Raw genomic sequence first — 17,425 nt, 5'->3', positions numbered from 1 at the left:
TTAATAATAAAGCTAAGGCAAGACCTTCGTACTATCTTTACAGTCAATTTTGGAACAATCTTCTAGCCTAAAAGCATTCTTTTAACTAACTTTGTTGTAATTAGCAAAAGGTGTTAATTGAAACTTAAAGTCATGAAACACAAAATAGTTTTTATCCTTTTTTCGCTTTTCTTTGTTCTTAAAACAAGTGCACAGTGTGCTATGTGTCGCGCCGTTTTAGAAAGTGAAGAAGGCCAGGCCACGGCTCAAAGTATTAACGATGGTATTGTTTACTTAATGGCCATTCCTTATATTTTAGTTGCGGGCATGGGGGTATTTTATATACAGAAAATACAGTACTTTAAAAAAATAACTAAGTTTTTTTACAAATTTGTAACATTTCTTTGCGAACTTAGTCTAATTAAAAAGCAGTACAGCTAACCTAAACTTATAAAAGCGTATGTTAAAAATTAGTCAGCTTCATAAATCCTATCCTATAGGCGATTCTAGTTTGCATGTATTAAAAGGTATAGACCTCAATGTTGACGAAGGCGAAATGGTTGCCATAATGGGCTCTTCAGGATCTGGAAAATCTACATTACTCAATATTATTGGGATGCTAGATGAGGCCGACGAAGGTGAGTACATACTAGATGGATTGCCAATAAAAGACCTTACCGAGAAAAAAGCAGCCGTTTACAGAAACAAGTTTTTAGGATTTATCTTTCAATCCTTTAATCTCATCAATTACAAAACAGCAATCGAAAATGTGGCGCTTCCCCTGTATTATCAAGGTATGAAACGTAAACAACGTTTGGAGCTAGGCATGTTTCATTTAGGAAAAGTGGGTTTAGCAGATTGGTCGCATCATTTACCAAAAGAGTTATCTGGAGGGCAAAAACAACGTGTCGCCATTGCGAGGGCTTTGGCAGCAAACCCTAAATTATTATTAGCCGATGAGCCTACGGGTGCTTTAGATACCACGACTTCGTATGAGATTATGGCCTTTATCCAACAATTAAACGACGAAGGTAAAACCATACTAATGGTAACCCATGAAGAAGATATTGCAAACATGTGTAAACGTATTGTAAGATTGCGCGATGGGGTCATCATGGAAGATAAAAAAGTTGAACAGGTAAGGGCAGAACAGTATGTTTGATATAGACCTTTGGCGCGAAATATTTCAGAGTATTAATAAAAACAGAGTCAGAAGCTTGTTGTCTGGCTTTACTGTGGCCTTTGCTATATTGTTATTTACCATTCTTTTTGGTATAGCTAACGGATTGCAAAACACATTTCAAGAGGCTTTTGCTGATGATGCTACAAACTCCATATTTATACGTTCTGGCCAAACTACTAAAGCCCATAAAGGCTTGCAAGCTGGAAGACAAATTCAATTTAAAAACGAAGATTTAGAGTATATAAAAGACGACTTTGGCGATAAAGTGGAATTTATAACCGCGAGACTGTACAGAAACGTCCAGGCCTCTTTTCGAAACGAACAAAACAGTTACAGCTTAAGAGCGGTTCATCCCGATCATCAGTTTTTAGAAAAAACACAGATAAAAGAAGGACGATACATCAATCAAAACGATTTAAAAAATAGGACTAAAGTCGTTATAATTGGTCGTTTGGTAGAAGAAGACCTGTTTTTAAAAACTACAGCCTTAGGTAAATATATAAATCTGGACGGGATACAATACAAAGTTGTTGGAATTTTCACAGACGATGGCAACGATAATGAAGAGCGCATAGTGTATATGCCTATAACAACCGCACAGCATTTATATGGCAATAACGATTATATAGACCAAATAAACCTCACTTATAATCCAGAGATGAATTATAATCAAGCTTTGGCATTTAGCAGTTTATTAACTAGAAAGTTAAAGGACCGTTTCTCTGTGGCTAGTAGTGATCAGCGTGCCATTAGAGTTCGTAATATGGCCGAGGGATCAAAGCAAATTGATGCTATGACTGGTGGATTAACTGTAATCATTTTGGTCATTGGTTTTGGAACCTTAATAGCCGGTGTGGTTGGGGTGAGTAATATCATGATTTTTATTGTAAAAGAGCGCACAAAAGAAATTGGTATTCGTAAAGCTTTAGGTGCGTCGCCAAGATCTATAGTCGCCATCATTTTATTAGAGTCTATTTTAATAACAGCCATAGCGGGTTATGTGGGGTTAATATTAGGAGTTGGAGTTTTAGAACTCGTTGGCCCTAGTTTAGAAACCTATTTTATAAAAAACCCCAGCGTAAGCAATAGTCTTGTAATTGGAGCAACACTTACCTTAATTACAGCGGGTGCTATTGCAGGATATTTACCAGCAAAAAAAGCATCACAAATAAAACCTATTGTAGCATTAAGAAACGATTAATTATGTTTAAATTTTTATTCGCAAGAGACACCTGGCAAGAAGTGTACGACAGCTTTAGTAAAAATAAGCTTAGGTCTATACTTACTATGGTTGGTGTATGGTGGGGTATTTTACTGCTAATAGGCTTGTTGGGCTCTGCAAAAGGTTTAGAAAACTCTTTTAATAGATTATTTGGAAGTTTTGCAACCAACAGTGTTTTTGTTTGGGGGCAAAGTACTAGTAAGCCCTTTAAAGGCTTTCAAGAAGGAAAACAGGTGCAATTAACCTTGACTGATGCTAAAAAAGTCGAGCAAAATGTTAACGGAATAGAGTTTGTAGTACCTAGAAATCAAACCCAAGCCCAAGTGGTTAGAAAATTCCTCTCTGGTAACTTTAGTGTTAATGGCGATTATCCCTTATTAGATAAAGTTCAGAAGAAGAAATTAATTCACGGCCGTTTTATTAACCAAAATGATATTGATGATAACAAAAAAACCGTTGTCATTTCAGAAGAAATCTACAAACAACTCTTTGATAAAGACGAAGAGGTTATTGGTGAATACATACAAATTAACAATATAAATTTTATGGTTGTTGGTATGTTTGAAAACGGAAATGTAAACATGGGGCCAACCTCCGATATTCATATCCCCTTTACCACTTTTCAGCAAATATACAATCAAGGGAACCAAATTGGCTGGATGATGATAACTGGTAAACCCGAGTTCGACATCAAACAAATTGAAGAGGACGCGAAGCTCCTACTCAAAAACTTAAACAGCATTCATCCTAACGATAAACGCGCTTTTGGTAGCTTTAATTTGGGTAATGAGTTTGCTAAAATCACGGGTTTTTTAACAGGTATGCAGTTTTTAACATGGTTTGTAGGTATTGCAACTTTAATTGCTGGGGTTTTTGCTATTGGTAATATTTTATTAATTACCGTAAAAGAACGCACCAAAGAAATTGGTGTACGGCGTGCTTTAGGAGCAACACCATTCGAAATAAAAAGGCAAATTGTGGTCGAGGCTGTATTTTTAACCCTTGTTGCTGGTTTATTCGGGATTATCTCGGGCGGATGGATTTTAATAGCCTTAGATGCCGCCTTTGGTCAAGGTCCAGATGCCACCATAGTAAACGCATCTGTATCCATAGCTGTGGTATTTATAGCTTTAATAATTTTAGTAGTTTTGGGTACTTTAATAGGATTAATTCCGGCGTTTAAAGCCACAAGTGTTAAACCAATAGATGCCTTACGAGAAGAGTAAACAAGCAAAAAATAGGTGTTAATTTAAGAAATATTGATTCCCCAAAATAGAACGGCCTTTTTAAGACATTGAAACAATAAGAATTCCATATGAAAAAAACAGTAAAAATTATTTTTGTAATCGTTGCTATTATAGCACTAGCATTCGTTTTAAAATACTTTAGAGATGCTAACTCAAAAGGTGTGATAGAATACAAAACAGAGTCCCCTTTTTACACCTCAATTAACACAAAAGCGGTGGCTACTGGTAAATTAAATCCCGAAGAAGAAATTGAGTTAAAACCTCAAATCTCTGGCATAGTCGATGAAATACTGGTTGAGGAAGGCGATATTGTTAAAAAAGGCGACCTAATTGCTAAAATTAGAGTGGTTCCTAACGAGCAAAGTCTGGTAAGCGCAAAAAGTAGAATATCTTCCTCTAAACTGTCGTTCGATAATTCTAAAATTTTATATGAAAGAAATAAAGCGCTTTTTGAAAAAGGCGTTATCTCCCAGCAAGATATCGAAAATAGTGAGCTTTCATTTAATCAATCCAAAGAGGCCTTAAGGCAAGCACAAAACGATTATCAAATTATAAAACGGGGCTCAATCTCTGGCGGAAGCTCAGCAAATACTAATATTGTGGCTCAAATACCAGGGACTATTTTAGAAATCCCGGTTCGCGAAGGCGATCAAGTTATAGAAAGTAACAATTTTAATGCGGGTACAACCATTGCTACTATTGCAGATATGAGTGTTATGATTTTTGAAGGCAAAGTAGACGAGGCCGAAGTTGGTAAACTTGAAGAAGGTAAAGAAATTAGAGTATTACTGGGCGCTATTAACGACAAGGTATTTCCTGCAAAACTTACGTTTGTAGCACCTAAAGGTCAAGAAGAAAGTGGCGCTGTACAATTTACTATAAAGGCCGATGTCGACATCGAACCCAATGTGAACATTAGAGCAGGTTACAGTGCTAATGCCGAAATTGATATTGAAAGTAAAGATAGTGTTTTAGCAATTAGAGAAGCGCTATTGCAGTACAATAGAATAACCGAAGAGCCTTTTGTAGAAATACTAAAAGAAGATGGTAAATTTGAAAAAAGTAATGTTACACTGGGGTTATCCGATGGTATAAACGTAGAAATTACTGAAGGTGTTGAAGAAAATGATAAAGTTAAAGTGTGGAATAAAGCATCAAAAGACAATGAAGATGATGATTAATAGTAGCTCTAGTGTTTTACCAGGTTTTAGAAGCTTGGTAAAGATTAAAAAAGTCGTTTTAGTTTTTAGTGCATTATTAACCGTATCGACCTTTGCTCAAGATAAAAAATGGACGCTACAAGAGGCTGTTGCACATGCACTCGAGAACAACATATCTATTAAGCAAACCGAAAATGCGTTGCTTACAGGTGAGCAAGATATTAGAGCCGCTAAAGGGCAGTTTTTACCATCTGTTAGTGCAAATGCCTCTCAAGGCCTTAACATTGGAACCAGCTTGGTAGCTCAAGGGATATTTGCAGATCGAACAAGCCATTCTACAAGTTTAGGTGTTAATGTTTCGCAGAGTGTTTTTAATGGGTTTAGAACTTTAAATCTATACAAGCAGTCGCACTTAAATCAAGAGATTAATAATTTAGAGTTAACACGTATTAAAGACGATATTTCTTTAAATGTTGTTAACTCCTATTTAAACGTTTTATTCAATAGAGAGAATTTAGAAATCGCAAAATCGCAGTACGAGTTTAGTAAAAAACAGCTCACACAAGTAAAGGCATTAGTCGATGCCGGCGTGCAGCCTAAAGCTAATATTTTTGATGCCGAAGCCACCCTAAGCCGAGATGCGCAACAAGTTACTATTGCCGAAAATAATTTCGAATTGTCGCTACTTACATTGTCCCAGTTGTTACAAGTGCCTTTTGATGGTTTTGATGTCGAGATTATTGATGTTAGCGCGCCCTCTGAAGCACTAATGTATAAAGATGCTAAACCAATTTTAAATTTTGCCTTAGAAAATAGAAGTGAGATTATAATTGCCGAGAAAAACATCGAAAATGCCCAATTAAATACTAAAATTTCTAAAAGTGGTTATATGCCAAATGTGTCTTTAGGTTATGGTTTTGGTACCAATGCATTTTATTCAAATTTAGTGGACAACGAAGCGGCTTTTCTCGATCAAATAAACGATAATAAAGGGCATAGTTTTAATCTTAATATTGCCATTCCTATTTTTTCCCGATTTCAAAACAAAACGTCGGTGGCTAAATCTAAAATTCAGGAAAACAATAGTAAATTGCGCTTAGATCAAGCCAAGTTAGACTTAGAAGCCAATATACAACGTGCCTATACCGATGCTCAAGCGGCTCTAAAGGCCTACATTGCTGCTAATAAATCTTTAGATTCTCAAGAACTTTCCTTTAACAACTCGAAAGAACGTTTTGATATTGGAAACATAACAGCTTTCGATCTCGAGCAAGCTAGATTACAATTTATCAATGCACAATCGTCTTTAGTAAACGCAAAATACGATTTTGTTTTTAAGACAAAAGTTTTAGATTTTTACATGGGTAAATCTTTAGTCGATTAAAATAAAACTTGGGCTTCATAGTTTACAAACGTTTTAAGGGCTTTTATTTCGATTTTAAGTAAAACTTGATTGCTCTACATTTTTAAAGTATAAATGGATACATATATTCTAAATTTAGAAACAGCTACAACCAATTGTTCGGTCTCACTTTCAAAAAACGGTGAGACTTTGGTTTTAAAAGAAGATTACGATACAAACTACTCTCATGCAGAGCGTCTGCATCTATACATAGACGCCGTTTTAAAGCAAGGCCAGATAAATTCAAGTCAATTAAGTGCTATCGCAGTAAGTAAAGGTCCCGGCTCTTATACTGGATTACGTATTGGGGTATCGGCAGCAAAAGGCCTTTGTTTTGCCTTAAACAAACCCTTAATTTCGGTTCCAACCTTAGAGGCTTTAGCGCATCAGGTTCAGGCTAAAGATGGTGTGGTTGTTGCCATGTTAGATGCCAGACGGCTGGAAGTGTATTCGGCTGTTTTTAATGCTGGTTTTAATCAAATACGAGATACTCAAGCACAGATTTTAGATGAAAACGCTTTCGCGGAATATTTAGAACACCAAAAGGTGTACTTTATTGGCAATGGTGTTGAAAAGACTAAAGCACTTATCCGTCATTCTAATGCTGTTTTTATTGAAGATAAACTTCCATCGGCAAACGAAATGAGTGCTATAGCTTATAGTAAATACAAAATAAGCGACTTTGAAGATGTCGCTTATTTTGAACCTTATTATTTAAAAGATTTTGTAGCCTTAAAGCCAAAAAACACTTAAGCTTTTTGCTGTATTTGTACTTGATGAGGGTAGGGGATATCGATACCAGCAGCATCTAAGGCTTCTTTAGTGCGCTCAATAATATCCCAATTAACATCCCAGTAATCTTCTTTTTTCACCCAAACTCGCGTAAAGAAATTTATAGCGCTATCTCCTAATTCTGAAATGTTCACGGCAGGTGCCGGATCGCTTAAAATAGCGGGATTCGACTTAATAACATCCAAAATAACAGCTTTAGTCTCTTTAATATCCGAGTCGTAGCCAACTCCAAAAGTGAAATCTACACGTCTGGTGGCTTCGGTGCTGTAATTTGTAATATTGCCATTAGACAAACTTCCGTTAGGGATAATAATTTCTTTGTTATCTGGGGTTGTTAGCTTTGTTGTAAATATTTCAATTTGTTTAACTGTACCGGCTTCACCTTGTGCCTCAATATAGTCGCCAATTTTAAAAGGTCTAAATATCATAATTAAAACACCACCAGCAAAATTGCCTAAAGACCCCTGTAAAGCCAAACCAACGGCTAGACCAGCAGAGGCTAAAATAGCAGCAAACGATGTCGTCTCAACACCTATAGTGCCCAGCAATGCAATTATTAAAACAATTTTTAAGGTCCAGTTTAAAAGGTTTATTAAAAATTTTTGAAGACTTAAATCATACTGTCTTACTTCCATTAATTTTCTCGCAGCATGTAATAATTTTTTAATTAACCACAATCCAACAAACCATATAAGAATAGCACCAATAAGCTTTGGGCCAAAACTTGTTATTAAATTAAAACCTTTGTCAATCCACATTTGTAATTCCATATTTTTATTGTTTTTAATTAAATATTGTTTTGAATAACACAAATATAAAACGAATACTTTGCAGTTAAAAACGAATTAAGAGGTACTAGTTAACAATTGGAAATAGTGCAATCAACCTTAATCTTTTACATTGTGGTAATTTCAATTCATTAGGGTATTACGCCTAAGACGCCTTTTAGAGTATACAATACTTACAAACGCTAGAATAAAGAAATAACTTAAGACTTAATACACAATCAATCTTTTAATAGTTTTAAAGCTTCTGTAACTTGGCTTACGGGGTATTGGCAGCTTTTATTCATACAAACGTATATCAATGTTTTATCGGGCTTGTACCGATTTTTTAAAATGGGGATAGTGCTCGCTGCGGTACTTGCAGCAATAAGTGTATGAGGTAAATAGGTTTTGTTTAATTTGTTTACTTTTTGTTTGGCTGCATGACCAATAATAGCCACTTCGTAATGGGGAAGGATGTAATTTAACATGAGATCAAACCAATTTGAATACCCAGAAGGGTAGTCTTGCATTTCTGGTTTCATATTGTTAAGCATAGTTATAGCAGTTTCACTATATCGTGCATTTTCAAAGTAATGTGCTAGCTTAAAAAGATTTTTAGCCATAACGGAATTACTAGCCGGAATAACATTGTCGCGATATTCAATGCTTCTTGATACTAACGATTCATCTTCATTAGAAGTGAAATAAAACATGCTGCTTTTATCATCAAAAAAATGATCGAAGGTGTAAGCTGTTAAATGTTTTGCACGAATTAAATAGGTGTCATCTAAAGTGTTTTCGTAAAGTGCTAAAAACGCGTTTATGGTAGCAGCGTAATCTTCGAGAAATCCGTTAATGCTGCTTTTTCCGTTTTTGTAATTTCGATTTAAACCACCATCTTCTCGCAACATATGGGTTATTATAAAATTTGCGTTTTTTTCCGCGCAAGCGAGATAGTTAACATCACCAAAAACGCGATAGGCATCCACGTAACCTCTCAGCATTATGGCATTCCATGAGGTTAGTGTTTTGTCGTCTAGACTAGGTTTAGCTCTTTTATTTCTGGCTTTTAAAAGGGTTTTTTTCCAGTGTGTTTTCTTTTTAGTTAACTCGTCGAAAGTAATATGGTGTTTCTTAATGAATTCGGTATCATCGTCTTTTTGTATGAGCACATAATTATGCTGTTCCCATAACCCGTATGAATTCACATTATAATAGGCCGAAAACAAGTCGAAATCTTTTTTCAATAGAGTTTTAAGCTCGGCCTTAGTCCAGACATAAAAGGCTCCCTCTTCACTATGGCCTTCTGGTGTTTTACTATCGGCGTCTAATGCCGAATAGAATGCGCCATTACTGGCTGTCATCTCCTGCTTTATAAATTCCAGAGTTTCGGTAACTACCGTTTTGTACAAGTTGTTTTTTGTAACCAGGTAAGCATCGGCGTATAGGCTAACCAATTGACCATTATCGTAGAGCATTTTTTCGAAATGGGGGATGTGCCATTTTGTATCGACGGCATATCTTGAGAAACCACCAGCAATATGGTCGTACACCCCACCATGAGCCATTTTTTGTAAAGTTAAATTCACAAAATCTTCGAGTGTTTTATCTTTAGTTTGGTGGGCATATCGCAGTAAAAAATGGTAGTTGTTGGGCAGCATAAATTTTGGTGCTCTGCCCATGCCTCCATAAGTATTGTCGAAGTTTTTAGACCAGTTTTTTAGGGCCTGGTCTATAAAAGGTTTTTCGAAAACGGGTTTGTCCTTATTTAAGTTTACAAGATCTAAAGCTTTAATACCACGCTCTAATTTATCGGCATATTCGTAAATTTTTTCAGGTTTTTCGATATATAGTTTAGCAATTTGTTTTAAAGCATCAATCCACTGTTCTTTTTTAAAGTAGGTGCCTCCCCAAAGGGGTCTTCCATCTGGTAAAGCTATTACGTTTAGCGGCCAGCCGCCACTACCTGTCATTAATTGCACAGCATTCATATAAACATGATCGACATCTGGTCGCTCTTCTCTATCAATTTTTATATTAATAAAATGAGAATTCATAAGTTGTGCAACCTCGTGGTCTTCAAAACTCTCGCGCTCCATTACATGGCACCAATGGCAGGCCGAATACCCAATACTTATAAGCATTAATTTATTTGAAGCTTTGGCCAGATCTAATGTTTTAGGTGTCCACGGTTTCCAATGTACTGGATTATGAGCATGTTGAATTAAATACGGACTCGTTTCGTTTATAAGCTCGTTACTGTGTTCTTGTTTCATAATTTAGGCGTTAAAAATATTGGTGTGATACGATAAGAAGGGGTATAAATTGAGCGATAAATTATGCCCTTGTTCTAGTAATACGAAATTAACAACGTAATCTCGTATACAATCCGTTTTTTTCGCCCATATCTCGGTATAACACAAAACCATAACTTTGGCTATGCTTTAATTTTAGCTCACGCCCATATTGCCGTAAAATAACGAGTTCGTGAATCTGCGATTTCGATCTCATTTGAGCAAAAAATAATTCAAATTAACCATACGATATTTCAAAATTAAATTGGTATTAAAATAAACCACATTTAAACTTTAAGAAATACAGCATTAAGGCGAAAATCTCACCAGCAATTTTAAGTGCAACCTATTTTTTACCAAATGAGGAACCGATAACTTTGAACTTATCCGTTTATGGCCTCAACGCTATTTATTTTACCAGGTAACATTTGTTTTAGCATATTTTCTATACCATTTTTTAGAGTATAGGTCGAGGATGGGCAACCGCTACAGGCACCTTGTAACATAACGCTTACGTTTTTGCTTTCGCTATCGTAAGCGATAAATTGAATATTTCCTCCATCGCTGGCTACAGCAGGTCTTACGTGCTCATCAAGTATAGTTATGATGTCTTTTGAAATCGCATCTAACGACTCAAAATGCGTGTCTAATTTAGGGTTTGAGTTCTTTTGAGATTCTACAGCATTTGTGAGTACTATATCTTTTCCGTTTTCAATATAGCTTTTTATAAACTCACGGATTTCGTTAGTAATATCTTGCCATTCTGCGATATCGTATTTGGTAATAGACACGTAGTTTTCGTCCAGAAAAACACTTTTAACAAAAGGAAAGTGAAATAGCTCGGTAGCCAAGGGAGATGGTTTAGCATCATCAATCGATGTGAATTCAAAAAGTGTTGTAACCAACTTTTTGTTGGCAACAAACTTCATTACTGTTGGGTTTGGTGTACTTTCAGCATAGACGGTTACCGGTACTTTTTTAGGGGTGTTGGTGTCTTCTACAACAATACCACCATCGTTAAGATAGCTTTCAATTTGCTCGGCCACTTCGTCTTGAACTTCGTGCCATTCTAGAATATTATAACGCTCTACAGCGATAAAACTACTGGTTATGTATACTTTTTTAACAAAAGGCAAGTAAAATAATTGCTGTGCTAATGGCGAGGATTTGGCCTCATCAATATTATTAAACTCGAAACTTTGGTGTTTTGTTATAAATTGGTTTAACTCAAACTTTACAATACTATTATTAGATGTTTCTTTAACAGTAACTTTGAAATTCTTCATTTTCGCTAATTTTTGTGTAAAAATACGAAAGAAATATTTATGACTCTATTTATTTGATTGTTGTTGAGGGTTTGCTAAGATTTGAGAAATTACATTTTATTTCATCTTTTTAGGGTGGTTTACAGGCCTGCGTTCTCAGTTAATAACGCCTTTAGAAGGACTGATCCCATATAAATATGGCTACTACGTAGTTTAGTCTACCTAAATAGCCATATTAAGATTTCTAATATATTTTTAATTCCAAGTATATTTTTTTCTTTTAGCTTGTTCTTTTATGGCTTGTGTCATGGCGTTTTCTAAACCGTTGGCGCTTTGTTTCTTGTGCTCTTGAATGTGTTTTTTACGTTTTGTATTTAATGCTTGAATTTCTTTTTGAATAGCCTCACGTTCATGTCGTTTTTTGGTGATATAAGCTTTTATTTCGGTCTCCGATTTTCCTTTTAAGTTCTTGGGCAACAGGTCTTGTTTTAATGCCTCGTATTTAAAACCTGTTTCGGCCTCGGCATCAACTAAATCCCAAGAGGTATTTTTATAAAGGTGGGAGCTTTTGCTTACCGTTCTGCTTACCGCATTGGCTTTACTGTATGAGCTGGCATTTTCGTCTTGCTCTGCTTGTAATTCTAGTTTTTGTCTTCCAACCTGCCCATAAATAACATAAGTACTGTTTAGTTTCTCATTTAAACCTAAAATAATATCATCATAAGGCGAGGCAATATGTACTGTAGCGCTATTATGATTTATAGCCATATAGTCGCCATTGGTTAAACGTGCACCATCTTGCCAAAGCATAGAAACACCTTGTCTGTAATCGCCACAAAAAATAGTATTAATAGTGACATCTTTCTCTTTTGCATTGGTCGAGGCCGCTTGATAATTAATTTTTCCTTGAGTAAAAGGCTCGTTTCCTGCGATAAAAATAAGTTTTAAATCGTCTGGATTATCGCCCCATTTCAATTGATTTAATGCTGTTTGAATCACTTGTCCGCAAAACTCATTGCCCCCCTTGGTGGTTAGAGAAAACAACTCCTTTGAGATCTCGTCAAGGTCTTCACTAAAGCTTAAAACTTGTCTGATATAACCTTCTGCCGCATTTAAGTTATCATTTCCATATTCGTATAAAGCAATTTGCAATTGCGGTTTATGGCCGTTGCATTTTGCGTAAGACAACTCATTAACAATATCCCAAAGTTGTGCTTTTGCCTGATCTATTAAACCATCCATACTATTACTGGTGTCTAGCAAAAGTGCGACTTTAATATACTGTTTATTTGATTTGTTCACTACGTTTTCGGTTGCTGTTAAATCGGTATCTGTCCTGTTGTGGGTTGCATTGCAGTACGTGAAACTTATAAGAGCCACGCTAAGCAATAATGTGTTAAGATATGTTTTCATAAGATATTGTTTTTTAAGCCCCTTTTAGGACTTTTGATTTATGTAAAACTAAAATCAAACTAATTCTTATAAAAACAAGAATGAGTAAAACGGGGAAGTGCATGAGTGAATATAACTTTTTGATGTATAAACAGGTCTTTTTCAGTTAAAAAACCATAAGAATTTTAATTCTATCGTTTTATTATAACAAAGAAAGTGCGTAAGTTTAGCTATTATATAGTGTGCCATGACCTTTTTAGTTAAATACATTAGTTTATTAGGCCTTGTTTTTAACATAAGTTTTGCGCTTGCGCAGAAAAAAAACGAGGTTGCAACGGCGGGTAAAACAATTAGTCTTCAGGGAACCGTAATAGAAACAATTACCTACCAACCTATTGCAGATGTCAATATTGAAACTAGTGGCGGCGCATATACCGCTACAAATGCCAGAGGAGAATTCAAGATTGAAACCAAAAAAGGAGAGGAGTTAATTATTAGGCATAAAGACTTCGAAACGATTTACCGTACTATAAACCATAGCGAACCTATAACAATTGAGATGCTACCCAATAAGGTTATGGCCACCAGTGCTAAGGCGATTTTCACTTCTAGGGCTCCTACACAAGCTTTTAATTCGCTTTTAGATTCTGCAGAGTTCTACTTAAAAAAAGATGCTAAAAAGAGTATAGAGTTTATAGCAGAGGCTTTAAAAAATAGTAGAACCGTTAAAGAAAACAGTGAGGCCTACCAGCTTTTAGGTGATATTTATACCTATTGGAAGCAGTACGATTTAGCGGTTTCGAATTATAGATTGAGCATTCAAAACACGACTAATCATGCGGTAAAAATAAAATTGGCAAAAGCTTACCAACTTAATAAAAACTATCAAGAAAGTTTAGCTACCTATAACGCCATTAACAAAAACGAACTTTCTAATTGGCAATTAATTACTGTTTTCGAGGGCATTGGCGATGTACACCAGAATACCAAGTCGTTTGAGGCTTCCTTACAAGCTTATGGTGAAGGTTTAAAAGTCGCGGAAAAACATTTAATAACTCCGAAAGTAACCGATTTAAATTCTAAGATAGCACAAGTTTACGATGCAAAAGGAGAGTTTGATAAGGCAAAGGGTTATTTTAATGAATCTTTAAAATTAGCCAAGACTCAAAATAAAAAAAGAGGCCTTGAAGAGAAAATCAAAGTCGCCGATTTTCAGAATAATTTAAGCGACTATTCTAGCGAAATTCAATTGCGTAAAGAAGCATTAAAAGCAATAAATGAAATAGAAGACGATTCTGTATTCGAGAATGAGAGTGCCTTAACTCCACAGCAACAAAACTATAAAATTGGAAATGCTTATGCTTTGCAAAAAGACTACGAACAGGCCATAACTTATCTTAAAAGAAGTATTAATGAAGCCGATGGAAAAGAAGATTTATTAGTTCAAAAAGATGCCACTCGAAAATTGTCTGAAGTTTTACGCGATGCTGGCGAGTTTGATAAAGCGCTTTTAGCCTATCAAAATTATGTAGATTTGGTTGATAAAGTGTACTCTAAAAAAGAAAAAGATATCACCCAAGCCATTCAATTTAGCAAAGATATTGCTGCAAAACAAAACCGCATTTTAAGCTTAGAAAGCGAGAGAGCACTTTCAGAAAGCAAATATCAACTCAGTACAGAGCAAGCGAAACGCCAAAAATTGATAATCTATTCACTAATTGCTGGAGTTTTACTGCTCTTAATTTTAGCATTTTTAATGTTTAAATCTATTAAACAACAACGGTTAGCGAATAATTTGTTGGCTTTAAAAACCTTGCGAACTCAAATGAATCCGCATTTTATTTTCAATGCACTAAACTCGGTTAATAGTTTTATAGCATCAAACGATGAGCGCGCAGCAAATAGATATTTAACCGATTTTTCGTTATTAATGCGTGCCGTTTTAGAGAATAGTGAAAACGATTTTATTCCTTTAGAAAAAGAAATTGAACTTTTAGAACTGTACACCAAATTAGAGCATTTTAGATTTAAGAATAAGTTTGATTACAATATTACTGTAGACAAGAATGTTGTTGTAAACGATTTTGTGATTCCGCCCATGTTATTGCAGCCCTATGTTGAAAATGCAGTTTGGCACGGATTGAGGTATAAGAAAACCAAAGGCCATTTAAACATTACAATTGTTCAAACAGCCTCAGATGAAATTAAAATCACTATTAGCGATGATGGTATTGGAAGAGAAAACTCGAAAGCCTTAAAAACCGAGCATCAGCAAAAACAAAACTCCAAAGGCTTAGGTAATATCAAAAAAAGAGTATTAATTTTAAACAGCATGTATAAAGACAAAGTCGATGTTTTTATTGACGATTTGCAAAAAGGTGTCGATCCTGGTACAAAAGTGGAGGTCACCTTAAAAAAGTTTAAAAAGTCTTTTTAAGTTCTAAAACAGTGCTGGTATTAAATAGTTAATTTTTTAAGTGAGTATGAAAAGCAGTAAATATTAAAAAAAGAGATCAATGAAACTTAGCTCAATAATAGTCGAAGATGAAGAAAATAGTAGGCAAATTTTAAAGAATTATCTAAAAAAATATTGTCCGAATGTTAGCGTTTTGGGCGAAGCAGAAAATGTAGAAGAAGCTCTAGTATTAATTAGAAATCATGATTTAGACCTTATTTTTCTAGATGTAGAAATGCCTTATGGAAATGCTTTCGACTTGCTTGATAAAGTTGGTGATATTAGCTTTGAAACCATCTTTGTAACGGCATATAATCATTACGCTGTTGAAGCTTTAAATGCTCATGCATCTTATTATTTAATGAAACCTATTTCTATAGACGCCCTTATAAAAGCAGTAGATTACGTTAGCGAGATAAAAACCAAGGAAGAGGCACTTCAAAACCAAATATTAAAACCAAAAACCAATGGGGTTAACGGTAAAATTACTATTCCGTTACAAAATGGTTTTGAGGTTATTAACACAGCCGACATTTTATATTGTAAAGCCAGCGATAATTACACCGAAATTTATTTAAACAACAACAAAAAGAAATTAGTAAGTAAAACATTAAAACATTTTGAGACTATTTTAAAGGACGCTAGCTTTGTTCGCGTCCATAAATCGTACTTAGTTAATGTAAACGAAGTCGTAAAATACAGAAAGGGCAAAGGTGGAAGTGTGGCGCTAAGCAACGGAAAAGAAATTATGGTTTCGCCATCAAAGAAATCAAATTTGTTATCCTATTTCGAGTAGAAAATCCTGGCATAGGCTGGAAACTCAAAAATTGGAGCATTTTTTTTAACTGTACTATTAACAAAAACGCTTTCGGGCACAACAGGAAAAAATAATTGAATGTCCGTGAAATATCATAAATGTTTTAGCACTCGACAAAAATTAAATTTTAAAAAATAACCTATATGGAATTTTTCAGGTCTGTATAACGAGCAAACTACAACATAACGAATATGTGCGTTTTGTGTTTTTATTTAAAATTTTTGTCCTGTATAACACATAAATTAGCTAGTGTCCCATTAAAAATATTAAAATGCTGTCAATCCTTTTAAAATTAAGAACTTTGCACTTTTTTTAAAATGTCACCTTGCTTATTTGAAATAATTATTAAGATTTAAAGGAGCTATTTTGTTAATTTAAAGTACTTCTGTTTATCAGTTAGTTAGAATCAAGTCTTGTAGTTAGAATCAAGTCTTGGTTCTTATGTCTATTAGCGAAGCGGTCTTATGTCTTTTGTCGGACATTAATGATATAAATTTATAAATAGTTACCTTTAAGTGACACTTTTATCGTTTTGAAAAACAAATATTTGTTTTATTTTGCGCAAATCTGTGAAATTTGTTGGGCAATGCACGAATGCGTATTTCCAGCTAATTTTTGCGGGCGTGGGGCGATACGGATATAAAAAACAAGGACTCAAAGAAGCCCATAATAATATTTAATGCGATTTCCGCATGTGCGGGAATAAAAAACAATCAAATCTATGCCAGTAATAAAACCAGTAAACGGTAAATCACCACAAATTCCTGAAGATTGCTACATCGCTGAAAACGCTACTATAGTTGGCGATGTTGAAATGGGTAACCAATGCAGTGTTTGGTTTAGCGCTGTAATTAGAGGCGATGTTCATTATATAAAAATGGGTAATAAAGTCAATGTGCAAGACGGTGCGGTAATTCACGCTACCTATCAAAAATCACCTACAAATATTGGTAATAATGTTTCTATTGGGCATAATGCGATAGTACATGGTTGCACCATTCACGATAATGTTTTAGTAGGAATGGGTAGCATAATAATGGATAATTGCATTGTAGAAAGCAACAGTATTATTGCTGCAGGAGCGGTTGTTACCCAAAATACTAGGGTAGAGGCCGGAAGCATCTACGCTGGAGTGCCAGCAAAAAAAGTAAGAGACGTTAGTGAGGCTTTGGTTTCTGGCGAAATACATCGTATTGCCGATAACTATATAAAGTATTCTAGTTGGTTTAAGGAGTAGAACGTTTCCCCGAAAAAGCGTCTGGTTTTATTCGCAGGGTTGTAGCTTTAAATTAGCCCCTTCGTGAATATATAATTTTTACAGTCCCTTTCTTGTGTTTTATGGTTACAACCCAACAAAAGATCGTCAACAAATGTGGCAATTCTTAACTTAATGTATCGTACCAAATTAACCATGTATTGTTACCTATAATTCGTTTACTTACATTTTTAT

General features: G+C 35.0%; 14 protein-coding genes. 10 read left to right on the top strand and 4 right to left on the bottom strand.

Features of this window, described 5'->3' with window-relative positions:
* The first annotated feature begins 132 nt into the window (after nt 1–132).
* The 7 genes from FEZ18_RS14630 (at nt 133) to tsaB (ending at nt 6,946) form a co-directional block, all read left to right on the top strand.
* Nucleotides 133–420, top strand: coding sequence for a hypothetical protein (locus tag FEZ18_RS14630; protein ID WP_228122847.1), 288 nt, complete (start codon nt 133–135; stop codon nt 418–420).
* A 19-nt stretch (nt 421–439) separates the two neighbouring features.
* Nucleotides 440–1,141 carry an ABC transporter ATP-binding protein gene (locus FEZ18_RS04150; protein ID WP_153267156.1) on the top strand — a complete coding sequence of 234 codons (702 nt, stop codon included), beginning with the start codon at nt 440–442 and terminating at the stop codon, nt 1,139–1,141.
* Nucleotides 1,134–2,363 carry an ABC transporter permease gene (locus FEZ18_RS04145; RefSeq protein WP_153267155.1) on the top strand — a complete coding sequence of 410 codons (1,230 nt, stop codon included), beginning with the start codon at nt 1,134–1,136 and terminating at the stop codon, nt 2,361–2,363. The genes FEZ18_RS04150 and FEZ18_RS04145 overlap by 8 nt, the downstream gene beginning before the upstream one ends.
* A gap of 2 nt (nt 2,364–2,365) precedes the next feature.
* Nucleotides 2,366–3,610: an ABC transporter permease gene (locus tag FEZ18_RS04140; protein ID WP_153267154.1), complete on the top strand. Its 1,245-nt coding sequence runs from the start codon at nt 2,366–2,368 to the stop codon at nt 3,608–3,610.
* An 89-nt stretch (nt 3,611–3,699) separates the two neighbouring features.
* Nucleotides 3,700–4,812 carry an efflux RND transporter periplasmic adaptor subunit gene (locus FEZ18_RS04135; RefSeq protein WP_153267153.1) on the top strand — a complete coding sequence of 371 codons (1,113 nt, stop codon included), beginning with the start codon at nt 3,700–3,702 and terminating at the stop codon, nt 4,810–4,812.
* Nucleotides 4,802–6,175, top strand: coding sequence for a TolC family protein (locus tag FEZ18_RS04130; protein WP_194269515.1), 1,374 nt, complete (start codon nt 4,802–4,804; stop codon nt 6,173–6,175). The genes FEZ18_RS04135 and FEZ18_RS04130 overlap by 11 nt, the downstream gene beginning before the upstream one ends.
* 93 nt (nt 6,176–6,268) lie before the next feature.
* Nucleotides 6,269–6,946 (top strand): tRNA (adenosine(37)-N6)-threonylcarbamoyltransferase complex dimerization subunit type 1 TsaB, encoded by a 678-nt coding sequence (gene tsaB / locus FEZ18_RS04125; protein WP_153267151.1) that lies wholly within the window; start codon nt 6,269–6,271, stop codon nt 6,944–6,946.
* Here the strand turns inward: tsaB and FEZ18_RS04120 are convergent.
* From FEZ18_RS04120 to FEZ18_RS04105, 4 genes are all read right to left on the bottom strand, one after another.
* On the bottom strand, nt 6,943–7,755 hold the full coding sequence (locus FEZ18_RS04120) for a mechanosensitive ion channel family protein (protein WP_153267150.1): 813 nt from the start codon (nt 7,753–7,755) through the stop codon (nt 6,943–6,945). The two genes, tsaB and FEZ18_RS04120, sit on opposite strands and share 4 nt — an antisense overlap.
* Nucleotides 7,756–7,991: 236 nt before the next feature.
* Entirely contained in the window at nt 7,992–10,028 is a 2,037-nt protein-coding gene (locus FEZ18_RS04115; RefSeq protein WP_153267149.1) for a thioredoxin domain-containing protein, read from the bottom strand.
* A 401-nt stretch (nt 10,029–10,429) separates the two neighbouring features.
* Complete coding sequence (locus tag FEZ18_RS04110) at nt 10,430–11,332, bottom strand: NifU family protein (RefSeq protein ID WP_153267148.1); 903 nt, start codon at nt 11,330–11,332, stop codon at nt 10,430–10,432.
* A 234-nt stretch (nt 11,333–11,566) separates the two neighbouring features.
* Nucleotides 11,567–12,724, bottom strand: coding sequence for a vWA domain-containing protein (locus FEZ18_RS04105; protein WP_153267147.1), 1,158 nt, complete (start codon nt 12,722–12,724; stop codon nt 11,567–11,569).
* Nucleotides 12,725–12,950: 226 nt separating this feature from the next.
* Here FEZ18_RS04105 and FEZ18_RS04100 point away from each other — a divergent pair, with 226 nt between their 5' ends.
* The 3 genes from FEZ18_RS04100 (at nt 12,951) to FEZ18_RS04090 (ending at nt 17,212) form a co-directional block, all read left to right on the top strand.
* Nucleotides 12,951–15,140, top strand: coding sequence for a histidine kinase (locus tag FEZ18_RS04100; protein ID WP_153267146.1), 2,190 nt, complete (start codon nt 12,951–12,953; stop codon nt 15,138–15,140).
* Nucleotides 15,141–15,219: 79 nt separating this feature from the next.
* Nucleotides 15,220–15,954: a LytR/AlgR family response regulator transcription factor gene (locus FEZ18_RS04095; RefSeq protein ID WP_153267145.1), complete on the top strand. Its 735-nt coding sequence runs from the start codon at nt 15,220–15,222 to the stop codon at nt 15,952–15,954.
* Nucleotides 15,955–16,696: 742 nt separating this feature from the next.
* A complete protein-coding gene (locus FEZ18_RS04090; protein ID WP_153267144.1) occupies nt 16,697–17,212 on the top strand; it encodes a gamma carbonic anhydrase family protein in 516 nt (171 codons plus the stop codon).
* Nucleotides 17,213–17,425: the final 213 nt, after the last annotated feature.

Source organism: Oceanihabitans sp. IOP_32, from assembly GCF_009498295.1.
GTDB lineage: Bacteria > Bacteroidota > Bacteroidia > Flavobacteriales > Flavobacteriaceae > Wocania > Wocania indica.
This window is presented reverse-complemented; position numbering and strand designations above follow the sequence as displayed.

Excerpts from the sequence above, each read along its gene's own strand:
- FEZ18_RS14630 (WP_228122847.1), top strand. The coding sequence starts at position 133 with ATGAAACACAAAATAGTTTTTATCCTTTTTTCGCTTTTCTTTGTTCTT.
- FEZ18_RS04150 (WP_153267156.1), top strand. The coding sequence starts at position 440 with ATGTTAAAAATTAGTCAGCTTCATAAATCCTATCCTATAGGCGATTCT.
- FEZ18_RS04145 (WP_153267155.1), top strand. The coding sequence starts at position 1,134 with ATGTTTGATATAGACCTTTGGCGCGAAATATTTCAGAGTATTAATAAA.
- FEZ18_RS04140 (WP_153267154.1), top strand. The coding sequence starts at position 2,366 with ATGTTTAAATTTTTATTCGCAAGAGACACCTGGCAAGAAGTGTACGAC.
- FEZ18_RS04135 (WP_153267153.1), top strand. The coding sequence starts at position 3,700 with ATGAAAAAAACAGTAAAAATTATTTTTGTAATCGTTGCTATTATAGCA.
- FEZ18_RS04130 (WP_194269515.1), top strand. The coding sequence starts at position 4,802 with ATGATGATTAATAGTAGCTCTAGTGTTTTACCAGGTTTTAGAAGCTTG.
- tsaB (WP_153267151.1), top strand. The coding sequence starts at position 6,269 with ATGGATACATATATTCTAAATTTAGAAACAGCTACAACCAATTGTTCG.
- FEZ18_RS04120 (WP_153267150.1), bottom strand. The coding sequence starts at position 7,755 with ATGGAATTACAAATGTGGATTGACAAAGGTTTTAATTTAATAACAAGT.
- FEZ18_RS04115 (WP_153267149.1), bottom strand. The coding sequence starts at position 10,028 with ATGAAACAAGAACACAGTAACGAGCTTATAAACGAAACGAGTCCGTAT.
- FEZ18_RS04110 (WP_153267148.1), bottom strand. The coding sequence starts at position 11,332 with ATGAAGAATTTCAAAGTTACTGTTAAAGAAACATCTAATAATAGTATT.
- FEZ18_RS04105 (WP_153267147.1), bottom strand. The coding sequence starts at position 12,724 with ATGAAAACATATCTTAACACATTATTGCTTAGCGTGGCTCTTATAAGT.
- FEZ18_RS04100 (WP_153267146.1), top strand. The coding sequence starts at position 12,951 with ATGACCTTTTTAGTTAAATACATTAGTTTATTAGGCCTTGTTTTTAAC.
- FEZ18_RS04095 (WP_153267145.1), top strand. The coding sequence starts at position 15,220 with ATGAAACTTAGCTCAATAATAGTCGAAGATGAAGAAAATAGTAGGCAA.
- FEZ18_RS04090 (WP_153267144.1), top strand. The coding sequence starts at position 16,697 with ATGCCAGTAATAAAACCAGTAAACGGTAAATCACCACAAATTCCTGAA.